The 17,989-nt window shown below is 50.4% G+C and carries 21 protein-coding genes; 12 read left to right on the plus strand and 9 right to left on the minus strand.

The genetic code is table 11. The features are described from left to right. Positions 1-8: 8 nt before the first annotated feature. The gene (gene frdC, locus NMD08_RS23290) at positions 9-404 is read left to right on the plus strand and encodes a fumarate reductase subunit FrdC (protein ID WP_370619164.1); all 396 of its coding nucleotides are present in this window, start codon (positions 9-11) and stop codon (positions 402-404) included. A 10-nt stretch (positions 405-414) separates the two neighbouring features. Continuing rightward, on the plus strand, positions 415-771 hold the full coding sequence (frdD, locus tag NMD08_RS23295) for a fumarate reductase subunit FrdD (protein ID WP_103768662.1): 357 nt from the start codon (positions 415-417) through the stop codon (positions 769-771). Between the two features lie 40 nt (positions 772-811). Here frdD and ampR read toward each other — a convergent pair whose 3' ends face one another. Beyond that, complete coding sequence (gene ampR / locus NMD08_RS23300) at positions 812-1,687, minus strand: LysR family transcriptional regulator AmpR (RefSeq protein WP_151224455.1); 876 nt, start codon at positions 1,685-1,687, stop codon at positions 812-814. 131 nt (positions 1,688-1,818) lie between these two features. Between ampR and NMD08_RS23305 the strand changes: the two genes are divergently transcribed. Together NMD08_RS23305 and NMD08_RS23310 are read left to right on the plus strand one after the other, a co-directional pair. After that, positions 1,819-2,964, plus strand: coding sequence for a class C beta-lactamase CMY-179 (locus NMD08_RS23305; RefSeq protein WP_187259226.1), 1,146 nt, complete (start codon positions 1,819-1,821; stop codon positions 2,962-2,964). Between the two features lie 92 nt (positions 2,965-3,056). Continuing rightward, entirely contained in the window at positions 3,057-3,590 is a 534-nt protein-coding gene (locus NMD08_RS23310; protein ID WP_151217324.1) for a lipocalin family protein, read from the plus strand. Here NMD08_RS23310 and sugE read toward each other — a convergent pair. Then, the gene (gene sugE / locus NMD08_RS23315) at positions 3,587-3,904 is read right to left on the minus strand and encodes a quaternary ammonium compound efflux SMR transporter SugE (protein ID WP_000118520.1); all 318 of its coding nucleotides are present in this window, start codon (positions 3,902-3,904) and stop codon (positions 3,587-3,589) included. The two genes, NMD08_RS23310 and sugE, sit on opposite strands and share 4 nt — an antisense overlap. A 256-nt stretch (positions 3,905-4,160) precedes the next feature. On the opposite strand from sugE, the gene NMD08_RS23320 reads away from it, so the two are divergent. Further along, positions 4,161-4,760 carry a LuxR C-terminal-related transcriptional regulator gene (locus NMD08_RS23320; RefSeq protein WP_151217322.1) on the plus strand — a complete coding sequence of 200 codons (600 nt, stop codon included), beginning with the start codon at positions 4,161-4,163 and terminating at the stop codon, positions 4,758-4,760. A 30-nt stretch (positions 4,761-4,790) separates the two neighbouring features. Here the strand turns inward: NMD08_RS23320 and ecnB are convergent, their stop codons facing one another. The 3 genes from ecnB to efp form a co-directional block, all read right to left on the minus strand. Continuing rightward, entirely contained in the window at positions 4,791-4,937 is a 147-nt protein-coding gene (ecnB, locus tag NMD08_RS23325) for a lipoprotein toxin entericidin B (RefSeq protein ID WP_370619166.1), read from the minus strand. A 107-nt stretch (positions 4,938-5,044) separates the two neighbouring features. After that, positions 5,045-5,179 carry an entericidin A/B family lipoprotein gene (locus tag NMD08_RS23330; protein ID WP_151217320.1) on the minus strand — a complete coding sequence of 45 codons (135 nt, stop codon included), beginning with the start codon at positions 5,177-5,179 and terminating at the stop codon, positions 5,045-5,047. A gap of 57 nt (positions 5,180-5,236) precedes the next feature. After that, positions 5,237-5,803, minus strand: coding sequence for an elongation factor P (gene efp, locus NMD08_RS23335; protein ID WP_003025478.1), 567 nt, complete (start codon positions 5,801-5,803; stop codon positions 5,237-5,239). 41 nt (positions 5,804-5,844) lie between these two features. On the opposite strand from efp, the gene epmB reads away from it, so the two are divergent. Both epmB and yjeJ read left to right on the plus strand, forming a co-directional pair. Beyond that, positions 5,845-6,873 carry an EF-P beta-lysylation protein EpmB gene (epmB, locus tag NMD08_RS23340; protein ID WP_151217319.1) on the plus strand — a complete coding sequence of 343 codons (1,029 nt, stop codon included), beginning with the start codon at positions 5,845-5,847 and terminating at the stop codon, positions 6,871-6,873. A gap of 184 nt (positions 6,874-7,057) precedes the next feature. Continuing rightward, a complete protein-coding gene (gene yjeJ / locus NMD08_RS23345; protein ID WP_187259227.1) occupies positions 7,058-7,921 on the plus strand; it encodes a YjeJ family protein in 864 nt (287 codons plus the stop codon). A gap of 171 nt (positions 7,922-8,092) precedes the next feature. On the opposite strand, the gene NMD08_RS23350 is transcribed toward yjeJ, so the two are convergent. The 3 genes from NMD08_RS23350 to NMD08_RS23360 form a co-directional block, all read right to left on the minus strand. Further along, positions 8,093-8,446, minus strand: a complete 354-nt coding sequence (locus tag NMD08_RS23350) for a DUF4156 domain-containing protein (protein ID WP_151217317.1) — start codon at positions 8,444-8,446, stop codon at positions 8,093-8,095. A 134-nt stretch (positions 8,447-8,580) separates the two neighbouring features. Then, on the minus strand, positions 8,581-10,227 hold the full coding sequence (groL, locus tag NMD08_RS23355) for a chaperonin GroEL (RefSeq protein WP_003025464.1): 1,647 nt from the start codon (positions 10,225-10,227) through the stop codon (positions 8,581-8,583). Between the two features lie 43 nt (positions 10,228-10,270). Then, complete coding sequence (locus NMD08_RS23360; protein ID WP_000027827.1) at positions 10,271-10,564, minus strand: co-chaperone GroES; 294 nt, start codon at positions 10,562-10,564, stop codon at positions 10,271-10,273. Positions 10,565-10,838: 274 nt separating this feature from the next. On the opposite strand from NMD08_RS23360, the gene yjeH reads away from it, so the two are divergent. After that, positions 10,839-12,086, plus strand: coding sequence for an L-methionine/branched-chain amino acid transporter (yjeH, locus tag NMD08_RS23365; RefSeq protein ID WP_187253589.1), 1,248 nt, complete (start codon positions 10,839-10,841; stop codon positions 12,084-12,086). Positions 12,087-12,126: 40 nt separating this feature from the next. Here the strand turns inward: yjeH and NMD08_RS23370 are convergent, their stop codons facing one another. Beyond that, a complete protein-coding gene (locus tag NMD08_RS23370; RefSeq protein WP_151217315.1) occupies positions 12,127-12,606 on the minus strand; it encodes an FxsA family protein in 480 nt (159 codons plus the stop codon). Between the two features lie 337 nt (positions 12,607-12,943). Here NMD08_RS23370 and aspA point away from each other — a divergent pair, with 337 nt between their 5' ends. The 4 genes from aspA to NMD08_RS23390 all read left to right on the plus strand — a co-directional run bounded on the left by aspA (position 12,944) and on the right by NMD08_RS23390 (position 17,961). Continuing rightward, on the plus strand, positions 12,944-14,380 hold the full coding sequence (aspA, locus tag NMD08_RS23375) for an aspartate ammonia-lyase (protein WP_016151388.1): 1,437 nt from the start codon (positions 12,944-12,946) through the stop codon (positions 14,378-14,380). A 115-nt stretch (positions 14,381-14,495) separates the two neighbouring features. Then, complete coding sequence (dcuA, locus tag NMD08_RS23380; RefSeq protein ID WP_151217313.1) at positions 14,496-15,797, plus strand: anaerobic C4-dicarboxylate transporter DcuA; 1,302 nt, start codon at positions 14,496-14,498, stop codon at positions 15,795-15,797. Between the two features lie 131 nt (positions 15,798-15,928). Beyond that, positions 15,929-16,276 carry a divalent cation tolerance protein CutA gene (cutA, locus tag NMD08_RS23385; protein ID WP_151217311.1) on the plus strand — a complete coding sequence of 116 codons (348 nt, stop codon included), beginning with the start codon at positions 15,929-15,931 and terminating at the stop codon, positions 16,274-16,276. Further along, positions 16,252-17,961 (plus strand): protein-disulfide reductase DsbD, encoded by a 1,710-nt coding sequence (locus NMD08_RS23390; RefSeq protein ID WP_252838499.1) that lies wholly within the window; start codon positions 16,252-16,254, stop codon positions 17,959-17,961. Before cutA ends, NMD08_RS23390 begins: the two co-directional genes overlap by 25 nt. Positions 17,962-17,989 lie beyond the last annotated feature (28 nt).

Genomic DNA, 17,989 nt, shown 5'->3' on the forward strand with positions numbered 1-17,989 from the left:
AGTGCACGATGACGACTAAACGCAAACCCTATGTGCGTCCTATGACGTCCACCTGGTGGAAAAAGCTGCCATTTTATCGTTTTTACATGCTGCACGAAGGCACGGCAGTTCCGGCAGTCTGGTTCAGCATTGAACTGATTATCGGCCTGTTTGCACTCAAGCATGGTGCAGAGTCCTGGATGGGCTTCGTCGCCTTTTTACAAAACCCGGTGGTGGTGATCCTGAACATTATCGCCCTGGCAGCAGCGCTGCTGCATACCAAAACCTGGTTTGAGCTGGCGCCTAAAGCCGCCAACATCATCGTAAAAGACGAAAAAATGGGGCCAGAGCCGATCATCAAAGGTCTCTGGGCAGTTACTGTGGTTGCGACAGTAGTAATACTGTTTGTTGCCCTGTTCTGGTAAGGAGTCCGGAATGATTAATCCAAATCCAAAACGCTCTGACGAACCCGTATTCTGGGGCCTGTTTGGTGCAGGCGGTATGTGGAGCGCAATCATTGCGCCAGTGATGATCCTGCTGGTCGGCATTATGCTGCCGCTGGGCTTTGTTCCTGATGCCTTCACCTATGAACGCGTACTGGCATTCGCTCAGAGCTTCATCGGACGTGCGTTTCTGTTCCTGATGATCGTTCTGCCGCTGTGGTGCGGTTTACACCGTATGCACCACGCAATGCATGACCTGAAAATCCACGTGCCTGCTGGCAAATGGGTATTCTACGGCCTGGCAGCGATCCTGACCGTTGTAACGGCGATTGGTATCCTGACCATCTAATCGCATACGTTAATTTCAGGCCCGCCAGTGGCGGGCCTTTTTATTTGTGCAATACCCCGATCAACCAACGTGAAAACTCGCGCATCGCAGGTGTCTCCTGGCGAGATTGCAAACGCGTTATCCAGTAACTCCCCAGATCAATCTGCGTTAAAAACGGCTGGACGATACGTTCACTACTGAGCAAATGCGTGAACATTCTGACTGGGGCGATTGCCACACCAATCCCCGCCTGCGCGGCCTCCAGCATGGTGACGGACGAATCAAACACCACCACGTTGTGCGTCGGTGACGGCGGCGCTTCTCCGACGGCCTGCATCCAAAGCGCCCATTCATCACGCCGATACGATCGCAGTAACGAAAATTTCAGGATGTCCGCAGGTACTTTAATCTGCGAAGCCAATGTCGGTGAACACAGAGGAGACATCAACGCGCTACATAAATATTGCGCATCGGTATCGTGCCAGGCACCACCACCATAGCGAATGGTATAATCCAGCCCCTCGGCAGCGGGATCCACGCGGTTATTATGGGTGGAAATGTGCAAATCAATATGCGGGTAGCTGCGCTTAAATTCGCTCAGCAGAGGGAAAAGACAGCCGACCGCAAAAGTCCCTACCACGCCAATTTTAAGTTTTTCCTGAGTCTGTTGAGTGGCAAAACGATCCAGCATCCCCGCCATACGATCGAAAGAGTCATTAAGTACAGGTAACAGACTTTCTCCTTCAGTCGTCAGCATTAACCCACGAGAACCACGCACGAAAAGCTGACAATTCAGCTGCTGCTCTAGTGATTTTACATGCTGGCTAATTGCAGAATGCGTCACGTTGAGTTCAATCGCAGCACGGGTCAAACTGAGATGTCTGGCCGCGGCTTCAAAAGCACGCAGCGAGTTTAGAGGGATATAGCGACGCGTCATCATCTGGCCTGTTAGAAAAACTTATATCTGCTGCTAAATTTAACCGTTTGTCAACACGATGCAAATCAAACACACTGATTGCGTCTGACGGGCCCGGACACTCTTTCGCTTTTTATAACGGAACTGATTTCATGATGAAAAAATCAATATGCTGCGCGTTGCTGCTGACAGCCTCTTTCTCAACGTTTGCCGCGTCAAAAACAGAACAACACATTGCCGATATCGTCAATCGCACCATCACACCGCTGATGCAAGAACAGGCTATTCCGGGTATGGCCGTGGCGATTATCTACCAGGGGAAACCGTATTACTTTACCTGGGGTAAAGCCGATATCGCCAATAACCGTCCCGTTACTCAGCAAACACTGTTTGAACTTGGCTCGGTCAGTAAGACGTTCAACGGCGTGTTGGGTGGCGATGCTATCGCCCGCGGCGAAATCAAGCTCAGCGATCCGGTCACGCAATACTGGCCAGAATTGACGGGCAAACAATGGCGGGGTATCAGCATGCTGCACTTAGCCACCTATACGGCGGGTGGTCTGCCGCTTCAGATCCCCGACGACGTTACGGATAAAGCCGCATTACTGCGCTTTTATCAAAACTGGCAGCCGCAATGGGCTCCAGGTGCTAAACGTCTCTATGCTAACTCCAGTATTGGCCTGTTTGGCGCACTAGCGGTGAAACCTTCAGGGATGAGCTATGAAGAGGCGCTAACCAGACGCGTCCTGCAGCCTTTAAAACTGGCGCATACCTGGATTACGGTTCCACAGAGCGAACAAAAAGATTATGCCTGGGGCTATCGCGAAGGAAAGCCAGTGCATGTTTCCCCCGGACAACTTGATGCCGAAGCCTATGGCGTGAAATCCAGCGTCGTCGATATGACTCGTTGGGTTCAGGCCAACATGGACGCCAGCCAGGTTAAGGAGAAAACGCTCCAGCAGGGCATTGAGCTTGCGCAATCACGTTACTGGCGTATTGGCGATATGTATCAGGGACTGGGCTGGGAGATGCTTAACTGGCCGGTGAAAGCCGACTCGATAATCAGCGGTAGCGACAGCAAAGTAGCGCTGGCAGCACTTCCCGCCGTTGAGGTAAATCCGCCAGCCCCGGCCGTGAAAGCCTCATGGGTGCATAAAACAGGGTCTACTGGCGGATTTGGCAGCTACGTTGCCTTCGTGCCAGAAAAAAAACTTGGCATCGTGATGCTGGCAAACAAAAGCTACCCTAACCCGGCTCGCGTAGAGGCCGCCTGGCGCATCCTGGAAAAGTTGCAATAACTGACAAAGAGGTCCGGTAAATCGGACCTCCATTCTTGATCTTTTTTTCCTGCTGTCATCTACACTTAACAAAAAACAGTAAGGAAAACACTATGCGCATTCTGCCCGTCGTTGCTGCAGTTACGGCTGCATTTCTGGTTGTTGCTTGCAGTACCCCTACACCGCCGAAAGGCGTTACCGTGGTGAATAACTTTGATGCCAAACGCTATCTGGGCACCTGGTATGAAATTGCGCGTTTCGACCATCGATTCGAGCGTGGACTGGAAAAAGTGACCGCAACCTACAGCCTGCGCGACGATGGCGGCATCAATGTGATCAACAAGGGCTATAACCCTGACAGGGAAATGTGGCAGAAAACCGAGGGTAAAGCCTATTTCACCGGCGATCCAAACCGCGCTGCGCTCAAGGTCTCGTTCTTTGGCCCTTTCTATGGCGGGTATAACGTGATTGCGCTCGACAGGGAATATCGTCACGCGCTGGTTTGCGGGCCGGATCGCGACTACCTATGGATCCTTTCACGGACCCCGACTATTTCAGACGAAATAAAACAGCAAATGTTGGCTGTCGCGACCCGGGAAGGGTTTGAGGTAAATAAACTGATTTGGGTAAAACAACCAGGCGCTTAGTGGGTGCTCAGCTTCAGGCCAATAATGCCGGCAACAATCAGTCCGAGGCTCAGTAAACGCGCCGGGCTGGCAGACTCACCCAGCAGCAGAATCCCGGTAATTGCTGCGCCAACTGCGCCAATACCGGTCCATACGGCATAAGCGGTCCCGACAGGCAACGTACGCATTGCCCAGGATAGCATGGCGATGCTGACGATCATCGCCGCAATGGTAATAATGCTTGGCGTCAAACGCGTAAAACCGTGGGTATATTTCAGGCCAATCGCCCAGACAACTTCGAGCAGACCTGCAATTAATAAAACGATCCAGGACATATCAGGCTCCAGAACAATGGGGCCGTCCCCGGTGAAAGAAGCGTTTGCAGGTCGTCCTGCAAAGCTGATGTGTGAAATGGCATTTTTGCCCGGAAGAAAATGAATTTCAACCTTTTTATTCGCAACCTACTAAAAGCAAGAATTAAGCATAATTAGCGGCGTAGTTCCCGCGTTTGGCGCTCATCGGAGTTCTCTATGATGAAGGGCTTTCTGAATCCAGAAAGTCGATTGCCTCTCTTCTGAATGCGAAAAGGTTATGCTTAAAATTTTAGTGATTGACCGGTGCCACTATACTCGCACAGGGATTGAGGCCTTGCTTAATCATTCCGGCAGGTTCAGCTCCTCATTTCTGGTATCAGGAATAAATAACCTCCTGTTAGCAAAAGAGCATATTTTGCAGTGGAAGCCGCATCTGGTGATCGCGGATTTATACAGTTTTATTAGCGAGACGCATCCCAGCCCGCCAATTACGCCCTTTTTTATGAGCTGCGGCGTCGTTCCGCTGATTTTATTGCAATCAGCTGACAGATTACATCCCTCTCTTGCTTCCCCTCAATCCGTCGCCCATTCGGTTTTAACTAAGCACGCCACTCTGAACGCACTTTCGAACACCATTCAGGAGGCGCTCCAGGTTCGTCCCACCTTAGAAATCGGCGAAAACGCGTCTCCGCTGCTTACGCCCCAGGAAGAGAAAGTATTATCGATGTGGATGGATGGTGTGAGTAACAATGCGATAGCTGCCGCCCTCAGCATTCATGGCAAGACAGTCTACACCTATAAACGGAATATCCGCATGAAACTGCACCTGGGGAATCGATTCTCGCCGTTTCTCTCACTAGCCGAGAAAGGTAATTAACGGTACGACACAACGTCGTACCGTTGATGGTCATTGCTGAGCTTTTGTCGCTGCACCAGAGATGGCGCTACCGCCTTCAGAAATATCCTGCCCTACGCCTCGCGTGGTGTTACACGCGGTTAATACAGAAGAAAGTACCAACACAGAAAAGATCGCAGCAATTGTCTTCTTAATCATAACGTCTTCCTTTTCTAGCCAATATTGTTTGTGTATAGCTACTTAATAATAGACAAGATCCGCAAGGATGATGGATAAACAACCATTTTTAAGACTATGAGAGAGGATTAGCTGGCGGCGTGAGAGATTGAACTGCCAAGATGTTTGATGTCTTCACCAAAGCCGCGCGCGGTATTACACCCCGTCAACAAGGTGCAGGTGAAAGAAATGAGCATTACAAGACCGAGAAGACGTTTCATCATTCCTGCCCTGGAAAAAGTATGGCGCAGTAACCTGCGCCATATAATCAATGAGATATCTTATTTTACGCGAGAAACGTATTCGCCTGAGCGAGTATCCACTTTGATCACTTCGCCGATCTGTACGAACAGCGGAACTTTAACGACTGCGCCGGTGGACAAGGTAGCCGGTTTGCCGCCAGTACCTGCGGTATCACCTTTCAGACCTGGGTCGGTTTCAACAACTTCCAGCTCAACGAAGTTCGGCGGAGTCACGGAGATCGGCTGACCGTTCCACAGGGTCACGATGCATTCAGCCTGGTCCAGTAGCCATTTGGCGTTATCGCCTACCGCTTTCTCGTCTGCAGCCAGCTGTTCGAAAGTGGTGTTATTCATAAAGTGCCAGAACTCACCGTCGCTATACAGGAAGGTCAGGTTCATGTCAGCTACGTCTGCGCCTTCAGCGGAGTCAGTAGACTTGAAGGTTTTCTCTACACGAGTACCGGTCAGCAGGCGACGCAGCTTAACGCGCGCAAATGCCTGGCCTTTACCTGGTTTAACGAATTCGCTGGCTTCAACCGCATAAGGTTCGCCGTCCAACATGATTTTAAGACCAGCACGAAAATCGTTGCTATAGTACGTTGCCATAAGGCCCTCTGAAAATTGTTAACTGGTAGCTAAGCCACAAAATGGCGCATATTGTAACCCTAAATACCCCATCCAGAGAAGATTGGTTATCGCAACTTGCCGATGTTGTGACCGATCCTGATGAACTTCTGCATCTTTTGAATATCGACGCAGATGAAAAACTGTTGGCCGGACGCGACGCGAGACGGCTTTTCGCCCTGCGCGTACCACGTACGTTTATTGCCCGCATGGAAAAAGGCAATCCGGACGATCCTCTTCTGCGTCAGGTACTGACTTCTCAGGAAGAGTTCGTTTCTGCACCTGGCTACTCCACCGATCCACTGGAGGAACAGCACAGCGTGGTTCCCGGTCTGCTGCATAAATATCGCAACCGTGCGCTGCTGTTGGTTAAAGGTGGTTGTGCAGTAAATTGTCGCTATTGCTTCCGTCGACACTTCCCGTACGCTGAAAACCAGGGCAATAAGCGCAACTGGCAGGTCGCTCTGGACTACATTAGCGCACATCCTGAGCTGGATGAGATTATCTTCTCCGGTGGCGATCCGTTAATGGCTAAAGACCATGAACTGGACTGGCTGCTCACGCAACTGGAAGACATCCCGCATATTAAGCGTCTGCGTATTCACAGCCGTTTGCCGATTGTTATCCCAGCACGTATTACTGAAGGACTGATCGAACGTTTTGCGCACTCTTCCCTGCAAATTCTGCTGGTCAATCACATTAACCACGCGAATGAAGTCGATGAGACATTTCGCCAGGCGATGGTCAGACTGCGTGCTGCAGGCGTCACGCTTCTCAACCAAAGCGTACTGCTGCGTGACGTGAACGATAACGCACAAACGCTGGCCAACCTGAGTAACGCGCTGTTTGATGCCGGTGTGATGCCCTATTACCTGCACGTACTGGATAAAGTGCAGGGTGCCGCCCACTTTATGGTCAGCGACGATGAAGCGCGTCGTATTATGCGTGAGCTGCTGACACTGGTTTCCGGCTATATGGTCCCTAAACTGGCACGTGAAATTGGTGGAGAACCAAGTAAAACACCGTTGGATCTGCAGTTACGCCAACAATAGTCATTATTGAGTGTCCGATTTCGGACACTCGCTATCGATCGCGATTATTTAATATCCCTGTAGGTGGAGTCGCACTTTTAATATGTGCTATTTTAACTCGCGGCGCGCAATTTATTATTTGCAAAACATATAAATCAGGTCAAATCTAGATTTTTAATAAATATATGGTTAGGGAGAACCTTTGATGACTATCAGTATTAAAGGTATTAATACCGGCGTTATTCGTCAGAAGAATGAATTTGTTGCTTTGGCATTGAAGATTAAAGAACCAAGAAATAAAGAGTCGTTATTTTTTCTCTCTCCGCTTGGACTAAGAGATCTGCTTATCGCGCTCGAGAGCAGACTCTATACAAAGCACCAGCTTAGCGAAGACGCTCGTTTGCAATATGAAAAAGAACGTGACAAAGCCAGCAAAAAAATGCACGAAAATATCCCTTTAATTCAGGAAGATGAGTTAAGGAACGCGGATATTAACTTTCGCATAAATTCGCTCATGTTAGTGAATAATAAAGGGGAAAACTTAACATTTTCTCTGACGTTGCATGACGGAAAAACGCACGAACTACGGGTTAATGAATTACAGATTCAAGTGCTGGTCCATGCAATTATTCATGCAATAAATAATGCAGGCATGCGGGAGTTGGCGCTACGAATTACATCACTACTGGATTTTCTGCCGCTGTATGATGTTGATTGCCAGCAAAACGACAATCTTGAATACGACTCTTATACACAACCAGAATGGAAGCATAACCTGTTTAATCATTATCTGGCGATTATCTATCGTTATAAGGATGAAAAAGGGAAAGTCCAGTTCTGTGGATCGGTAGTAAAAACTCGCGCCCTTTCCGGCAGCAAAGAAGCCGAAGCCATTACTCGTCGTCTTCTCGATTTCAGCCCTCGGCTGAAAAAAATAGCGGGCGTACCCTGTCAGGTATTTGTCAGAACGTTGACGAGTGATAAGGCGCAAAAGCTCACTCAGGATCAATGCTTGCGCGCACTACATCATTTACGCGTCCAGTCTGCGCAAAAAGTTCAGAATGCCTGATGGCGTTGCGCTTATCAGGCCTATGACCAAGCGAATTTGGTAAGTGCTTTTCATTACGCAAAATCATTCAATCTGCATCACGGCGGCAAGCAAAGAGATCCCCAGGAGCATAGATAGCTATGTGACTGGGGTTTCATAGCGCAGCCAACAAGGAGGCAGGATGAAGTGTAATCAATTAGGGCACTTATAAACCTGGCCAGTCATCTCACTGGCAGTAGGAACAAAGCTGGAAAGCATTCCTTGTGATGGGCTGCTGACGCCATAAATCACGTTACCACCCATTGCTGCGGCCTGGTTACGCAGATCGTTTGCGGCACCACGCATTGAACCACCCTCTTCGCCGTGCTGGCCAGAAAGCCAGTTACTTTGTTTGCCGGTTGCGGTGCCAATCAGTTGACACTCTGCGCCAGGCTTGTCTTCGACAAAGCGTACGCTTTGTCCGGCAGAACTCAGTTCGTTGCTGGAGCTACAACCCGCCATCAGTAGCGCGGCACCAACGATCCCTGCTAAATATTTCACGTGCATGTCATTCCCCATAATCAATTAGCTGGACGTTATGTCCGTAGCTGAATCATATACTAAAAAGATGACCAAAAGAAAAACCCCCGGACATTTCTGCCCAGGGGTTTCTCAATTCTGAGAGATTCAGAACAACATGATTACATCATGCCGCCCATACCGCCCATGCCGCCCATACCACCAGCAGCACCTAAGTCAGGCGCATCGCCTTTCGGCAGGTCGGTAACCATGCACTCGGTGGTGATCATCAGACCCGCAACAGAAGCAGCGTACTGCAGAGCAGAACGCGTTACTTTGGTTGGATCCAGGATACCCATGTCGATCATGTTGCCGTACTCTTCAGTTGCAGCGTTGTAACCGTAGTTACCGTCGCCCGCTTTCACGGTGTTAGCCACTACAGAAGGTTCTTCGCCGCAGTTCAGCACGATTTGACGCAGCGGGGATTCCATTGCGCGCAGCGCAACTTTAATACCAACGTTCTGGTCTTCGTTCTGGCCTTTCAGGCCGGCAATTTTGCTTGCTACACGGATCAGCGCAACACCACCACCAGCAACCACGCCTTCTTCTACCGCAGCACGGGTCGCGTGCAGGGCATCTTCAACGCGGGCTTTCTTCTCTTTCATTTCAACTTCAGTCGCAGCACCTACTTTGATAACTGCAACGCCGCCTGCCAGTTTCGCTACGCGCTCCTGCAGTTTTTCACGGTCGTAGTCGGAAGTTGCTTCTTCGATCTGCTGACGAATCTGAGTCACGCGACCCTGGATTGCAGCTTCGTCACCCACGCCATCGATGATGGTGGTGGTGTCTTTGTTGATAACAACGCGTTTAGCCTGACCCAGATCTTCCAGAGTTGCTTTTTCCAGCTCCATACCGATCTCTTCAGAGATAACGGTACCACCGGTCAGGGTAGCGATATCCTGCAGCATCGCTTTACGACGGTCGCCGAAGCCTGGTGCTTTAACCGCAGCCACTTTCACGATACCGCGCATGGTGTTAACAACCAGAGTTGCCAGCGCCTCGCCTTCAACATCTTCAGCGATGATCAGCAGCGGTTTGCCTGCTTTCGCAACGGCTTCCAGAACCGGCAGCATTTCCCGGATGTTGGAGATTTTCTTATCAGCCAGCAGGATGAACGGGCTTTCCAGTTCTACTGCGCCAGTTTCCGGCTTGTTGATGAAGTAAGGAGACAGGTAGCCACGGTCGAACTGCATACCTTCAACCACGTCCAGTTCATCCTGCAGACCGGTACCGTCTTCAACGGTGATCACGCCTTCTTTACCGACTTTGTCCATCGCTTCAGCGATCAGTTTACCTACGGTTTCGTCGGAGTTAGCGGAGATAGTACCAACCTGAGCAATAGCTTTAGAGTCGGAGCACGGTACGGACAGTGCTTTCAGTTCTTCAACGGCAGCAGCGACAGCTTTGTCGATACCACGTTTCAGATCCATCGGGTTCATGCCCGCAGCAACGGCTTTCAGACCTTCAGTGATGATGGACTGAGCCAGTACGGTTGCGGTGGTGGTACCGTCGCCTGCAGCGTCGTTCGCTTTAGAGGCAACTTCTTTCACCATCTGCGCACCCATGTTTTCGAACTTGTCTTCCAGTTCGATTTCACGTGCTACGGAAACACCATCTTTAGTGATGGTCGGTGCACCGAAAGATTTATCCAGAACTACGTTACGGCCTTTTGGACCGAGGGTAACTTTCACTGCATCTGCCAGTACATTTACGCCGCGCAGCATTTTCACACGAGCGTCGTTACCGAATTTTACGTCTTTAGCTGCCATTTTCTCTTTCCCTTAAATTCGTATGTTCAGTGTCGTTCGCGGATTAGGCTTCAACAATTGCCAGGATGTCGCTTTCAGACATGATCAACACTTCTTCATTGTCGATCTTCTCAGATTTAACACCGTAGCCATCGTTGAAAATAACGATATCGCCGACTTTAACGTCCAGCGGCTGTACGGTACCGTTGTCCAGGATGCGACCCTTACCGACAGCGATGATTTCGCCACGAGTTGATTTACCTGCTGCAGAACCGGTCAGTACGATGCCACCAGCAGATTTAGATTCAACTTCTTTACGTTTGACGATCACACGATCATGTAACGGACGAATACTCATTGATAGCTCTCCTTTGAGAAAGTCTTTATCAGTTATGGGTGACGCCGGCCCGTAAACGGTTTCCCGGCTAGTGACCAGAGAGATGGGGATGGGGTTTTGTGCCTTCAAGGGGGCAAGCGAAAAAAAATTTTTATCAGCAGAAAATCCCGTCAAAACGCCGACGCGCCTCACATTTCATAACGATTTCAGCCGCGTCGTCATAAGCAAATCCGATTGTGATACCATCAAAAATCTGCGCTGTAGCCCGTCATTGGGCATAACCGGATAACAACTTATGAGCGGACTGAAACAAGAGCTGGGACTGGCTCAGGGCGTTGGCCTGTTGTCGACATCATTGTTAGGTACAGGCGTTTTCGCCGTCCCTGCGCTGGCTGCGCTGGTGGCCGGCAACAACAGTTTGTGGGCCTGGCCGGTGCTGATTGTTTTAGTTTTTCCCGTGGCGATTGTCTTTGCCATACTGGGTCGCCATTTTCCCAGCGCGGGCGGCGTAGCGCATTTTGTCGGCATGGCCTTTGGCTCACGCCTGGAGCGCGTCACCGGATGGCTGTTTTTGTCGGTGATTCCCGTCGGCTTGCCCGCAGCATTACACATCGCCGCCGGATTTGGTCAGGCGATGTTTGGCTGGCATGACGAGCAACTGCTGTTGGCGGAACTCGGTACGCTGGGATTGGTTTGGTATATCGGCTCTCGCGGCGCAAGCTCCAGCGCGAATCTGCAAACGGTCATTGCCGGACTGATTGTTGCCCTCATAGTCGCTATCTGGTGGGCGGGCGATCTGAAACCTGGCGAAATCCCCTTCCCTGCGATTAGCGATATTGAACTACCCGGGCTATTCGCCGCGCTGTCGGTGATGTTCTGGTGTTTTGTTGGCCTTGAAGCCTTTGCTCATCTGGCGTCTGAATTCAAAAATCCTGAGCGGGATTTCCCGCGCGCGCTAATGATAGGTCTGCTGCTGGCGGGCTCTGTTTATTGGGCATGCACCGTCGTCGTGCTTCATTTTGGCGCCTACGGCGAACAGATGGCGGCAGCGGCATCACTGCCAGAGATCGTCGTGCAGCTGTTTGGCGTACAGGCACTGTGGGTCGCCTGCATCATTGGTTATCTGGCCTGTTTTGCCAGCCTTAACATTTATATTCAAAGCTTCGCCCGGCTGGTCTGGTCGCAAGCACAGTATAAACCGGAGAGTCATCTGGCACGTCTGTCTCCCCGTCACCTTCCACGCAATGCGCTAAACGCCGTATTGGGCTGCTGCGTGGTGAGTACCTTGTGCATCTATATGCTGCAAATCAATCTCGATGCGTTAATCGTCTATGCCAACGGCATTTTTATTATGATTTACCTGCTGTGCATGCTGGCGGGATGTCGATTACTGAAAGGGCATTACCGCGCACTGGCAGTCATTGGCGGTCTGCTGTGTCTACTGCTACTGACGATGGTTGGCTGGAAGAGCCTGTACGCCCTGATTATGCTGGCTGGGCTGTGGCTGTTTTTACCGAGTCGGAAAATGGCTGAGGCCAAATAAGCAATAAAAAAGCCCGGTAGTACTTACCGGGCCTGCGGGGTCAGTCTCGACGATCGTCGTCTTTATGATCAAGACGGTTGCGCTCATCGTCTTTACGCTGAAATTCACCGTCGAAGGTCTCACCGCCACCGGTTCCAGCGCTAAAACCGCCACCCGGCATCCGCGAAAAACGTAAATGCGGCAGCAGTTTCATCGTCAGATGTTTTTGCACCGGAGGTAATAAAAGGAGAAGACCGAGGAAATCGGTGAAAAAGCCGGGCAGCACCAACAGCAAACCAGCGATAATCAGCGACACGCTTTTGATCATTTCTGCAGCCGGACTTTCACCAGCAGCCATTTTTTGTTGCATCAGTAAAAAGTTCTTAAATCCCTGGTTACGAACCAGTGACATACCGATAACCGACGTAAAAATAACCAAAATCAGCGTCATCAGGACACCAAATACATGGGCGACCTGAATAAAAATGGATATCTCTATGTAAACATAGAGAAAAATGGCAATTAGTGGTATCCAGCGCAAGGGGATCTCCTGTTAATAACAGTCGTTTTTTTCAACGCCTGTACGAAAATTATGTGACTCGCATCGGTTTGATATTGTGGTGGTTAGCAAAATTTCAAGCGGCTTGTACACTAATATTTAGGGTTAATCACAAAGGGGTGATCCATTTCACAGAATAATAAATAAGGGGTAAATTCCACGCTTTAAGTGATCCAGATTACGGTAGAAATCCTGAACCAGCATATGATCTCGAGTATCAGACCGATGCAGGGGATAATCGTCGGTCGAGAAACAATCGAAATCACATATATCCTGTGTGTTTAGTCAAATCATTGGCAGCTTGAAAAAGAAGGTTCACATGTTAAACAACATTCGTATCGAAGAAGACTTGTTGGGTACCAGGGAAGTTCCAGCGGACGCCTACTACGGTGTTCACACTCTGAGAGCGATTGAAAACTTCTACATTAGCAACAACAAAATCAGCGACATTCCTGAATTTGTTCGCGGTATGGTAATGGTTAAAAAGGCAGCGGCAATGGCCAACAAAGAGCTGCAAACCATTCCTAAGAGTGTGGCAAATGCCATCATCGCGGCGTGTGATGAAGTCCTGAATAACGGAAAATGCATGGATCAATTCCCGGTAGACGTTTACCAGGGTGGTGCGGGTACCTCCGTCAACATGAACACCAACGAAGTGCTGGCCAATATCGGTCTGGAACTGATGGGTCACCAGAAAGGTGAATATCAGTACCTGAACCCGAACGACCACGTTAACAAATGTCAGTCTACCAACGACGCTTACCCAACCGGCTTCCGTATCGCTGTTTACGCATCCATCATCAAACTGATTGATGCTCTGAACCAACTGCGTGAAGGCTTCGAACAAAAAGCTGTTGAATTCCAGGACATCCTGAAAATGGGTCGTACCCAGTTGCAAGATGCTGTACCGATGACTCTCGGTCAGGAATTCCATGCTTTCAGCGTACTGTTGAAAGAAGAAGTGAAAAACATTAGTCGTACCGCAGAACTGCTGCTGGAAGTTAACCTCGGCGCAACGGCAATCGGTACAGGTCTGAACACGCCGAAAGAATATTCCCCGCTGGCAGTACAGAAACTGGCTGAAGTCACTGGCTTCGCTTGTGTTCCTGCTGAAGACCTGATTGAAGCGACGTCTGACTGCGGCGCATACGTTATGGTGCACGGCGCACTGAAACGTCTGGCTGTTAAGATGTCCAAAATCTGTAACGACCTGCGTTTACTCTCCTCTGGCCCACGTGCTGGTCTGAACGAGATCAACCTGCCAGAACTGCAGGCGGGTTCTTCTATCATGCCAGCAAAAGTGAACCCGGTTGTTCCGGAAGTCGTAAACCAGGTGTGCTTCAAAGTCATCGGTAACGACATCACTGTCACCATGGCATCTGAAGCGGGTCAGCTGCAGCTGAACGTAATGGAACCGGTCATTGGCCAGGCAATGTTTGAATCCATTCACATTCTGAGCAATGCTTGCTACAACCTGCTGGAAAAATGCGTTAGTGGTATCACTGCTAACAAAGAAGTCTGTGAAGCGTTTGTATTCAACTCCATCGGCATCGTTACTTACCTCAACCCGTTCATCGGTCACCACAACGGCGACATCGTCGGTAAAATTTGTGCCGAAACCGGTAAGAGCGTACGTGAAGTTGTCCTGGAACGCGGTCTGTTGACCGAGTCTGAACTAGACGATATCTTCTCTGCACAGAACCTGATGCACCCTGCTTATAAAGCAAAACGTTATACTGATGAAAGCGAACAGTAATCGTGTAGGGTAGTACCGGAGAAGGCACGTCATGATGACGTGCCTTTTTTCTTACTCGAAGTTACTTAAAAACAACAATTTAATATCAACTTGTTAAACAACAAGGAAGGCTAATATGATAGTTTTAGAACTTATCATCGTTTTGCTGGCAATCTTTTTAGGTGCCAGACTTGGGGGTATAGGTATTGGATTTGCAGGTGGGCTGGGTGTTCTGGTTCTTGCCGCTATTGGCGTAAAACCGGGTAATATTCCGTTCGATGTTATTTCCATTATCATGGCGGTTATCGCTGCTATCTCTGCCATGCAGATTGCCGGTGGTCTGGACTATCTGGTTCATCAAACTGAAAAACTGCTGCGTAAGAATCCGAAATACATCACGATCCTTGCACCTATCGTGACCTATTTCCTGACGATCTTTGCCGGTACCGGCAACATCTCTCTGGCTACTCTGCCGGTTATCGCTGAAGTCGCGAAGGAGCAAGGTATCAAGCCTTGCCGTCCGCTCTCTACCGCAGTGGTTTCCGCACAGATTGCGATTACGGCGTCTCCAATCTCCGCGGCTGTGGTTTACATGTCTTCCGTCATGGAAGGTCATGGCATCAGCTACATTCACCTGCTGTCCGTGGTCATTCCATCCACTCTGCTGGCCGTTCTGGTGATGTCCTTCCTGATCACCGCACTGTTCAACTCCAAACTGTCTGACGACCCGATTTATCGTAAACGTCTGGAAGAAGGCCTGGTTGAACTGCGCGGTGAAAGACAAGTTGAAATCAAAGCTGGCGCGAAAACCTCCGTTTGGCTGTTCCTGCTGGGCGTGGTTTGCGTCGTTGTATACGCCATCATCAACAGCCCAAGCCTTGGCCTGGTCGCTAAACCGCTGATGAACACCACCAACGCAATCCTGATCATCATGCTGAGCATCGCGACGCTGACGACAATCATCTGCCGCGTTGAAACTGACTCCATCCTGAACTCCAGCACCTTCAAAGCCGGTATGAGCGCCTGTATTTGTATCCTGGGTGTTGCATGGCTGGGTGATACCTTCGTATCTCACAACATTGACTGGATCAAAGATACTGCAGGTAGCGTAATCCAGGGTCATCCGTGGCTGCTGGCGGTCATCTTCTTCTTTGCTTCTGCACTGCTGTACTCTCAGGCTGCAACCGCTAAAGCACTGATGCCGATGGCTCTGGCTCTGAACGTTTCCCCGCTGACTGCTGTTGCGTCTTTCGCCGCGGTTTCTGGCCTGTTCATTCTGCCAACCTACCCAACTCTGGTTGCGGCGGTTCAGATGGATGACACCGGAACAACCCGCATCGGTAAATTCGTCTTTAACCATCCGTTCTTCATCCCAGGTACTCTGGGTGTCGTTCTGGCTGTCTGCTTCGGCTTCTTGCTGGGCAGCTTCATGCTATAAGACTTTACTGCAGGGTGCCTTCGCACCCTGCAGTTCCTCCTCTTTATCACCCCGCTTTAGCTAACATCCTTCCCTCGTCCGTTGTATAGTGACCACTCTTTAGCTGGTTACTCTGTTCTTTCGAGGTGTTTATGCTTGATGTAAAGAGTCAGGATATTTCCATCCCCGATACCGTTGTGGTGCTCTGTACTGCGCCGGATGAAGCAACCGCCCAGGATCTGGCTGCAAAAGTGCTGGCGGAAAAGCTAGCCGCCTGTGTAACGCTACTGCCCGGTGCGACCTCCCTCTATTATTGGGAAGGTAAACTGGAGCAGGAATATGAAGTCCAGATGATTTTAAAAACCACCGTTACGCACCAGCAAGCCTTACTCGATTGCCTGAAGTCACATCATCCATATCAAACACCTGAACTTCTGGTTTTACCCGTCATTCACGGAGACTTTGATTACCGCTCATGGCTCAACGCATCCTTACGCTGATCCTGCTGCTGTGCAGCACATCTACTTTTGCCGGATTATTTGACGCGCCAGGCCGCTCGCAGTTTGTACCTGCCGATCGGGCGTTTGTTTTTGATTTCCAGCAAAACCAACACGATCTGAACCTCACATGGCAGGTTAAAGATGGCTATTATCTGTATCGCAAACAGATAAGCATTACGCCTTCTCAGGCTGATATCGCCGAGGTAAAACTACCGCCGGGGGTCTGGCATGAAGATGAGTTTTACGGCAAAAGTGAGATATACCGTAAACAGTTGACCATCCCGGTCACGATCAATCAGGCGAAATCTGGCGCAACATTAACGGTCACGTACCAGGGCTGTGCTGACGCCGGATTTTGCTACCCGCCAGAAACCAAAACCGTACCGTTAAGTGAAGTATCCGCCGATACCCAGGCAACACCTGCGCCAGCGCCAGCCACTGTCGCGCCGCAAGAGCAACCGGAGCCCGCAGCCAAACTCCCCTTTACCGCTCTGTGGGCATTACTGATCGGAATAGGCATCGCGTTTACGCCCTGCGTATTACCGATGTATCCATTGATTTCCGGCATAGTGCTGGGCGGCAAGCAACGATTATCAACCGGGCGCGCACTGTTGCTGACGTTTATCTACGTCCAGGGGATGGCGCTCACCTATACCGCGTTGGGTCTGGTTGTTGCGGCCGCTGGATTGCAGTTCCAGGCCGCACTACAGCATCCTTACGTTCTGATTGGCCTTGCCGTCATCTTTACGCTGCTCGCGTTATCGATGTTTGGTTTGTTTACGCTGCAGCTCCCTTCATCGCTGCAAACGCGCCTTACATTGATGAGTAACCGCCAGCAAGGTGGTTCTCCCGGTAGCGTCTTTGCGATGGGGGCGATCGCAGGTCTCATCTGTTCTCCTTGTACCACAGCCCCGTTAAGCGCGATTTTGCTGTATATCGCTCAGAGCGGGAACATGTGGCTGGGAGGCGGCACGCTGTATCTGTACGCGCTGGGGATGGGATTACCTCTGATGCTGATTACCGTATTTGGCAATCGCCTGTTACCTAAAAGCGGCCCCTGGATGGAGCATGTCAAAACCGCTTTTGGTTTTGTCATTCTGGCGCTTCCCGTCTTCTTACTCGAGCGCATCATTGGCGACGAATGGGGCGCTCGCCTGTGGTCAGCGCTTGGCGTCGCATTCTTTGCGTGGGCATTCATCACCAGCCTGCAGGCAAAGCACGCCTGGATGCGCATCGTGCAGATTGTCCTGTTAGCTGCAGCGCTGGTCAGCGTAAGACCATTACAGGACTGGGCGTTCGGTGCGCCGCATGCTCAAGACCAGACGCATCTTAACTTTACGCCGGTAGCATCGGTAGATGCGCTAAATCAGGCGCTGGCGCAAGCTAAAGGCAAGCCTGTTATGCTGGATTTGTATGCCGACTGGTGCGTGGCCTGCAAAGAGTTTGAGAAGTATACGTTCAGTAACCCACAGGTTCAGCAAGCGCTCGGCAACACAGTGCTTTTGCAGGCGGATGTGACGGCAAACAATGCCCAGGATGTTGCTCTGCTGAAGCATTTACAGGTTTTAGGTTTGCCGACTATTTTGTTCTTTGACGCTGAAGGGAAAGAGCACCCGGAGGCCCGGGTAACAGGCTTTATGGATGCCACGACCTTCAGCGCACATTTGCGCGATCGCCAACCGTGAGCGACACTTGCAACAGGAAATACGGAGG

Source organism: Citrobacter meridianamericanus, from assembly GCF_041320245.1.
GTDB lineage: Bacteria > Pseudomonadota > Gammaproteobacteria > Enterobacterales > Enterobacteriaceae > Citrobacter > Citrobacter meridianamericanus.

Excerpts from the sequence above, each read along its gene's own strand:
- frdC (WP_370619164.1), top strand. The coding sequence starts at position 9 with ATGACGACTAAACGCAAACCCTATGTGCGTCCTATGACGTCCACCTGG.
- frdD (WP_103768662.1), top strand. The coding sequence starts at position 415 with ATGATTAATCCAAATCCAAAACGCTCTGACGAACCCGTATTCTGGGGC.
- ampR (WP_151224455.1), bottom strand. The coding sequence starts at position 1,687 with ATGACGCGTCGCTATATCCCTCTAAACTCGCTGCGTGCTTTTGAAGCC.
- NMD08_RS23305 (WP_187259226.1), top strand. The coding sequence starts at position 1,819 with ATGATGAAAAAATCAATATGCTGCGCGTTGCTGCTGACAGCCTCTTTC.
- NMD08_RS23310 (WP_151217324.1), top strand. The coding sequence starts at position 3,057 with ATGCGCATTCTGCCCGTCGTTGCTGCAGTTACGGCTGCATTTCTGGTT.
- sugE (WP_000118520.1), bottom strand. The coding sequence starts at position 3,904 with ATGTCCTGGATCGTTTTATTAATTGCAGGTCTGCTCGAAGTTGTCTGG.
- NMD08_RS23320 (WP_151217322.1), top strand. The coding sequence starts at position 4,161 with ATGCTTAAAATTTTAGTGATTGACCGGTGCCACTATACTCGCACAGGG.
- ecnB (WP_370619166.1), bottom strand. The coding sequence starts at position 4,937 with ATGATTAAGAAGACAATTGCTGCGATCTTTTCTGTGTTGGTACTTTCT.
- NMD08_RS23330 (WP_151217320.1), bottom strand. The coding sequence starts at position 5,179 with ATGATGAAACGTCTTCTCGGTCTTGTAATGCTCATTTCTTTCACCTGC.
- efp (WP_003025478.1), bottom strand. The coding sequence starts at position 5,803 with ATGGCAACGTACTATAGCAACGATTTTCGTGCTGGTCTTAAAATCATG.
- epmB (WP_151217319.1), top strand. The coding sequence starts at position 5,845 with ATGGCGCATATTGTAACCCTAAATACCCCATCCAGAGAAGATTGGTTA.
- yjeJ (WP_187259227.1), top strand. The coding sequence starts at position 7,058 with ATGACTATCAGTATTAAAGGTATTAATACCGGCGTTATTCGTCAGAAG.
- NMD08_RS23350 (WP_151217317.1), bottom strand. The coding sequence starts at position 8,446 with ATGCACGTGAAATATTTAGCAGGGATCGTTGGTGCCGCGCTACTGATG.
- groL (WP_003025464.1), bottom strand. The coding sequence starts at position 10,227 with ATGGCAGCTAAAGACGTAAAATTCGGTAACGACGCTCGTGTGAAAATG.
- NMD08_RS23360 (WP_000027827.1), bottom strand. The coding sequence starts at position 10,564 with ATGAGTATTCGTCCGTTACATGATCGTGTGATCGTCAAACGTAAAGAA.
- yjeH (WP_187253589.1), top strand. The coding sequence starts at position 10,839 with ATGAGCGGACTGAAACAAGAGCTGGGACTGGCTCAGGGCGTTGGCCTG.
- aspA (WP_016151388.1), top strand. The coding sequence starts at position 12,944 with ATGTTAAACAACATTCGTATCGAAGAAGACTTGTTGGGTACCAGGGAA.
- dcuA (WP_151217313.1), top strand. The coding sequence starts at position 14,496 with ATGATAGTTTTAGAACTTATCATCGTTTTGCTGGCAATCTTTTTAGGT.
- cutA (WP_151217311.1), top strand. The coding sequence starts at position 15,929 with ATGCTTGATGTAAAGAGTCAGGATATTTCCATCCCCGATACCGTTGTG.
- NMD08_RS23390 (WP_252838499.1), top strand. The coding sequence starts at position 16,252 with ATGGCTCAACGCATCCTTACGCTGATCCTGCTGCTGTGCAGCACATCT.